Consider the following 237-nt stretch of genomic DNA (forward strand, 5'->3'; position numbering starts at 1 on the left):
AATTCATCTCCACCAATATGATATAGCTGGTAATCCTCTACGTATTTATTCAATTTTATATTTTGAAGTCTTTCAGCAGCCATCATGATAAAACGATCTCCTGCTGAATGGCCTAATGTATCATTAATATTCTTAAACTGATCAAGATCTACTAAAATTAAACCTGCCTTTTTCTCGTGGACTTTCGCTTCTAGAATACGATAGACAAGATCTTCTTCAAGTAGTCTTCGATTAGGA

Annotated in this window: 1 protein-coding gene; it reads right to left on the bottom strand. The window is 33.8% G+C overall.

Going from position 1 to position 237, the window contains the following annotated elements:
• Positions 1-237 (bottom strand): diguanylate cyclase (locus AOA62_RS31650; protein ID WP_143521961.1); only part of this gene is annotated, 237 nt, incomplete at both ends.

This window comes from Pseudomonas sp. 2995-3 (assembly GCF_002742565.1).
In the GTDB taxonomy this organism is placed as follows: domain Bacteria; phylum Pseudomonadota; class Gammaproteobacteria; order Pseudomonadales; family Pseudomonadaceae; genus Aquipseudomonas; species Aquipseudomonas edaphica.